The organism is Aneurinibacillus aneurinilyticus ATCC 12856, from assembly GCF_000466385.1.
GTDB lineage: Bacteria > Bacillota > Bacilli > Aneurinibacillales > Aneurinibacillaceae > Aneurinibacillus > Aneurinibacillus aneurinilyticus.
Genome location: NZ_KE952801.1, coordinates 1 through 4,338, shown reverse-complemented (window position 1 = coordinate 4,338; position 4,338 = coordinate 1). Strand labels below are relative to the sequence as shown.

Annotated in this window: 6 protein-coding genes; 1 reads left to right on the top strand and 5 read right to left on the bottom strand. The window is 42.7% G+C overall.

Annotated elements, in window-relative coordinates:
- Window positions 1-142: 142 nt before the first annotated feature.
- The 5 genes from HMPREF0083_RS13150 to HMPREF0083_RS13130 all read right to left on the bottom strand — a co-directional run bounded on the left by HMPREF0083_RS13150 (window position 143) and on the right by HMPREF0083_RS13130 (window position 3,812).
- Window positions 143-1,237 (bottom strand): toxic anion resistance protein, encoded by a 1,095-nt coding sequence (locus HMPREF0083_RS13150; protein ID WP_051354650.1) that lies wholly within the window; start codon window positions 1,235-1,237, stop codon window positions 143-145.
- Window positions 1,238-1,275: 38 nt separating this feature from the next.
- Window positions 1,276-1,950 (bottom strand): 5-bromo-4-chloroindolyl phosphate hydrolysis family protein, encoded by a 675-nt coding sequence (locus HMPREF0083_RS13145; protein ID WP_040302713.1) that lies wholly within the window; start codon window positions 1,948-1,950, stop codon window positions 1,276-1,278.
- A gap of 206 nt (window positions 1,951-2,156) precedes the next feature.
- Window positions 2,157-2,480 (bottom strand): thioredoxin family protein, encoded by a 324-nt coding sequence (locus tag HMPREF0083_RS13140; RefSeq protein WP_021621921.1) that lies wholly within the window; start codon window positions 2,478-2,480, stop codon window positions 2,157-2,159.
- A gap of 14 nt (window positions 2,481-2,494) precedes the next feature.
- Complete coding sequence (locus HMPREF0083_RS13135; RefSeq protein ID WP_021621920.1) at window positions 2,495-2,983, bottom strand: DinB family protein; 489 nt, start codon at window positions 2,981-2,983, stop codon at window positions 2,495-2,497.
- 34 nt (window positions 2,984-3,017) lie between these two features.
- Window positions 3,018-3,812 carry an enoyl-CoA hydratase gene (locus HMPREF0083_RS13130; protein WP_021621919.1) on the bottom strand — a complete coding sequence of 265 codons (795 nt, stop codon included), beginning with the start codon at window positions 3,810-3,812 and terminating at the stop codon, window positions 3,018-3,020.
- A 190-nt stretch (window positions 3,813-4,002) separates the two neighbouring features.
- Here HMPREF0083_RS13130 and HMPREF0083_RS28095 point away from each other — a divergent pair, with 190 nt between their 5' ends.
- Complete coding sequence (locus tag HMPREF0083_RS28095) at window positions 4,003-4,179, top strand: hypothetical protein (RefSeq protein ID WP_021621917.1); 177 nt, start codon at window positions 4,003-4,005, stop codon at window positions 4,177-4,179.
- The last annotated feature ends 159 nt before the right edge of the window (window positions 4,180-4,338 follow it).

Here is a 4,338-nt window from a genome sequence, read left to right as displayed (position 1 = left end):
ATCGACACATGTTTGTGGTGGGAGGTAAGAAAAAGACTCATTGGTCTTTCTTCTGCCAGAGCGCAGGGCGCATCCAACTCTTTCTTTTTTCCGAATCTCCTACTTCCAACCACCTGAACTTTGTTAATACATCAAGTGAATTCTATATAATATGACTCGTGTGCTTTGACTTATCGCCCGTCCTCTGTTCGATATGTCCCAATTCCTGCTCGATTCGCCGACGCTTCTCACTGCCTTCCTGCTGGATATGAAGTGTTTCTTCCAAAACGGCCATTAATTCTTCCTGCGTTTCTTTAAATGCACTTAGCTCTGCTGTCGTCCGTTCCTGTTCATCAAATGTTTTCCGCGCATTTTTCTGTAACACTTCTGTATTGCGCTTAAGTGCCTCTCCAACTGCCTGCGAAGTTTGTCTTTGTACAATCAAAGCATCTTGTTGCCGAAGCAAAGACAAAAGAATAACCATCTGACTTTTCCAGAGCGGAATGGTGGACAAAACAGAAGAGTGGATTTTCTCCATTAAAATTCCGTGATTTTCCTGAATCAATCGGATTTGCGGTGCTGTTTGCAGAGCAATTGTCTGGCTAATTAATAAATCTTGCAGCTTTTGTTCCAGCCTATCAGCAAACCGTTCCATATCCATAAGTTTCTGAATTTGCAATGGATCATTTCCTGATTTCTCCGCCGTCTCCCTTAGTATAGGGATCATATGCTCCCGTACTTCCTCCAACTTCTCGCGAGCCGCTGCAATATAGACGTTTAATTCATTAAAATATTCCCGATTCTTTGCATACAATACATCCAGCATCGTAGTATCACGCAACATTTGGTGACGCAAACGCTCCAACGTATCCGCCATACGTTCCATCTCATGGTTAGTCCTCTGACAGCGGACGAGCAGCTTCTGCTTCACTTTGGCAGACGATCCGCCGAACAAACGGGCAATAAAGCCTCTCTGTGGTGTAAGCAATTCATCCGGATTAATTTCGCGTAATTTATCAAGCAAAGCATGTAGAATAGCCCCAATTTGCTCTTCAGCCTGATGGGATCGCACCTGATTTAGCATATTATCAGCCAGACGGGCCAGCTTGTCCTGCATGTCAGCCCCATAGTGTACGAGCGTATGCGGATGAGCGGGAGAAATTAGGCGGGCCAATTCTTTTACCCGTATCTTTTGCTCTAATGAAAGCGAGGGATTCGCATCGCTCGTCGATACCGGATCTTTAGTTGAATATTCCATCCGCTGCCTCTCCTCTCTTCCTAACATGTTCTTATTTACTAACGTTTGATTTCATCTTTATGTTCTTCCTGTTTCGAAGCCGTAATCGTATACTGTGGCCGCGTGCCAAGAGATTTTTTCATCGTCTCGATTTCCACGTTCAGATTCAGTACATCATCCGATAGTACCTGCATCAGCTCTTCCTCCAGTGCAGCTATAATATCATCTAGCATTGCTTCTGTTTTTTTCAACGCCACCATCATTTCAGCGTTTCGTACAGGCTGCGATAATAAAAAGGTGTATTTTTCCAGAATAGCAATGGTGGAGTCAAGATAGCTGGAAAAGAAGGTACGTGCAGAATGGAAGCGATATGGCTGTTCTTCAACAATGTTAAAAATACGGCGGGCTACTTTATATAGATGCGATGTTTTCTGCCAAATGGTGATGGATCGGATACGGAACTGCAGGCGGCGAATATTCTTCAGTTTCCTGTGGGCTTCCCGCAGGCTTTGCTTCACGTACGCACGGTCCTGCTTGTCCATGTCAAAATCATATGTGTCAAGAACTGCGTAGCGTCGTCCACTTAACCACATGGAAAGAGCGAAAACCACGATACTTGCAAAAAAAGCAGGCACAAACAATTTACTAAACAAAAAGAAAAACAAAAACAAACTTCCGCATGCGATAATACTCGATAACACAATGCGCCATACGGTCGTCAGCAATTTTTTCATTGAGCTTCACCCCGTCATTTCCTTTGGCATACTTTTATCTTACCATAGGGTTTTTCAGAAACCTAATCAGGTTTCTGGTTACTTATACGATATATGCCTTCTTTTTGTTTCATTTATTCTTTACCCTTTTCTCGATAAAAAATATGCGAAGAAATAAATAAGGCAAGGCTGCATAGTCAGCCCTTGCCTTATATCGTACCTTTCATCTACATAACTAAGTCATAATACTTTTTTATGTCCGCTTCCAATTCCTGCATGACAACAAAACGCGCTTTACGTACCATTTCCTTCCCTTCCACGAAAAGGATCAATGTCGGAGCGGTAAAGACTGAGAATTTCCCTGCAAGCTCTGGAACATCATCAATACGAACATATGCGCTCTCTAGACGCGGGAATGTCTCCAGCATTATTTCCACTTTTGGCAACAACGCATGGCATACGCTGCATGCCTCTTGAGAAATATAAAGAAGACTTATTTTATATGAAGAAAGAAAAGTATCAACGTCTTTAATTTCCATAATTTGATGCATGTTGTTTTATCCTTCTATGCGTTTGTTGTTTGTTTAGTGACAAGTCGCTTCATGGCGTAAATATAGCCGGTATGCACTCCTTCATGATAAATTGCCATATTCGCCAGCTCTCCCGCCGTATCCATTTTTAGCCCGGATTTGAAATGAAGTGGAGAGCCAAGTTCTCGTTCTAGATTGGCATCTCCGATTTCTTTTATACGCTTCGCCTGGCTGGTGAGCCGCTCGATGATTTCCTGTAGCGGGGGAGGCTCGCTCTTCCAATCCTCAGGCTTCGTGCCATTGGCAAAATATTCATCATATAAGTCGGGAAGCTCGCTTGCTCCGGTGGGAACCTTGAAGAAAAATTTCTCTGTTACAAGCAGGATGTGTCCTGTATGCCAATGGATATTATTGTTAAATCCTTCCGGCTTTTGGCTGGCTGCTTCCTCTGTTACATTCTCCAGAGCACTCAGCAGACGGTTTCTGGCAATAGCAAACTGATTTATGACAAATTCATTTTTCATATTGCCTCATCCTTTCTTGTTACATCATTATAGCTTAACAGCCTTTCCAATTCGGGGGACGCTTTTCCAGGAAAGCACAGATGCCTTCCTGCGCATCAGCTGCAGTGGCATTGAGACTCATGACCTCTTTTGCGTAGGAATAGGCCAGAGGTTGCGGCATATCCAATTGCTTATAGAAGGCTTGTTTTCCGATTCCTACAGTAAACGGACTGGCTTGAGCAATTTTAGATGCCAGGACCTTCGTTTCTTCTTCTAATTGGTCCGCCGGTACGGCTTTATTAATCAAGCCAGCCATGACAGCATCCTCCGAGGAAAGCATTTCACCTGTCAGTAGCATTTCCATTGCTTTCTTACGTCCTACTGCACGAGAAAGCGCTACCATAGGAGTAGAACAGAACAAGCCGATTTTTACACCAGGCGTCGCAAAGCGAGCATCATCCGTTGCAACAGCCAAATCACACGTAGCCACTAGTTGACATCCTGCCGCTGTAGCAATACCGTGAACCTGAGCAATAACCGGCTGCGGAATGGATTGGATGGTCTCCATCATTTTTGTGCATACATCAAACAAATGGCGGTAGAAAACGGGGGATTGATCTACCATTTCTCCTAAATCATGGCCTGCACAGAAGGCCGGGCCACTTCCCTTTAGAATAACAACCGAGATTTCTTTGCTTTGTGCAATGCTTTCGAAACAATGGATTAGTTCTTCCATATGCTCCAGAGAAAGAGCGTTTCGTTTATTTGGCCGATTCATTGTTACGTAGGCAATCGAGAAATCAACTTCGTATAAAATATTACGGTATTCCGTTGTCTGTGTATCTGCCATCTAGCTTTGTCCTCCTTCACATTGCAACTATATTTTGTCAATATCAAAAATTTTCGATATTTTTATCATACCAGTTCCTTTTATAAAATGATAGGTTATAATTGGAAACAAACAAAAAGTATTTACATGCCCCATAAAAAAGTGTAAAGATAATAAGGCAATTATTAATCATCGAGGGAATGAGTACAACATGGCAACAGAATCCTGTATTGAGATTTATATGTCGGAAGAAGAGAAAGAAAAATTAGAGCAGTTCGCAAAGGCATTGGGATGGACATTATCCGAACTAGAAGTATTCCTTACAAGAGAATTCATACGCAAAAACGGAAGTAAAAAAGTAGCCATCTGCCCTAGCCCTCTAACGTGATCAAAAAAAGCAATCCGCTACCATGCAGATTGCTTTTTTTGTATAAAAAATTCAAGTATTCATACTTTAGGATGCCTGCAAAAAAGAGCCTCCTTAATTTGGAGTCCCTTTTTCTTGTGAATTAAGTGGGCCTAGGCTGACTCGAACAGCCGACCTCAC

What these genes read in the sequence shown, in the direction of transcription:
- HMPREF0083_RS13150 (WP_051354650.1), bottom strand. Translation starts at nt 1,237, where the DNA reads ATGGAATATTCAACTAAAGATCCGGTATCGACGAGCGATGCGAATCCC.
- HMPREF0083_RS13145 (WP_040302713.1), bottom strand. Translation starts at nt 1,950, where the DNA reads ATGAAAAAATTGCTGACGACCGTATGGCGCATTGTGTTATCGAGTATT.
- HMPREF0083_RS13140 (WP_021621921.1), bottom strand. Translation starts at nt 2,480, where the DNA reads ATGCATCAAATTATGGAAATTAAAGACGTTGATACTTTTCTTTCTTCA.
- HMPREF0083_RS13135 (WP_021621920.1), bottom strand. Translation starts at nt 2,983, where the DNA reads ATGAAAAATGAATTTGTCATAAATCAGTTTGCTATTGCCAGAAACCGT.
- HMPREF0083_RS13130 (WP_021621919.1), bottom strand. Translation starts at nt 3,812, where the DNA reads ATGGCAGATACACAGACAACGGAATACCGTAATATTTTATACGAAGTT.
- HMPREF0083_RS28095 (WP_021621917.1), top strand. Translation starts at nt 4,003, where the DNA reads ATGGCAACAGAATCCTGTATTGAGATTTATATGTCGGAAGAAGAGAAA.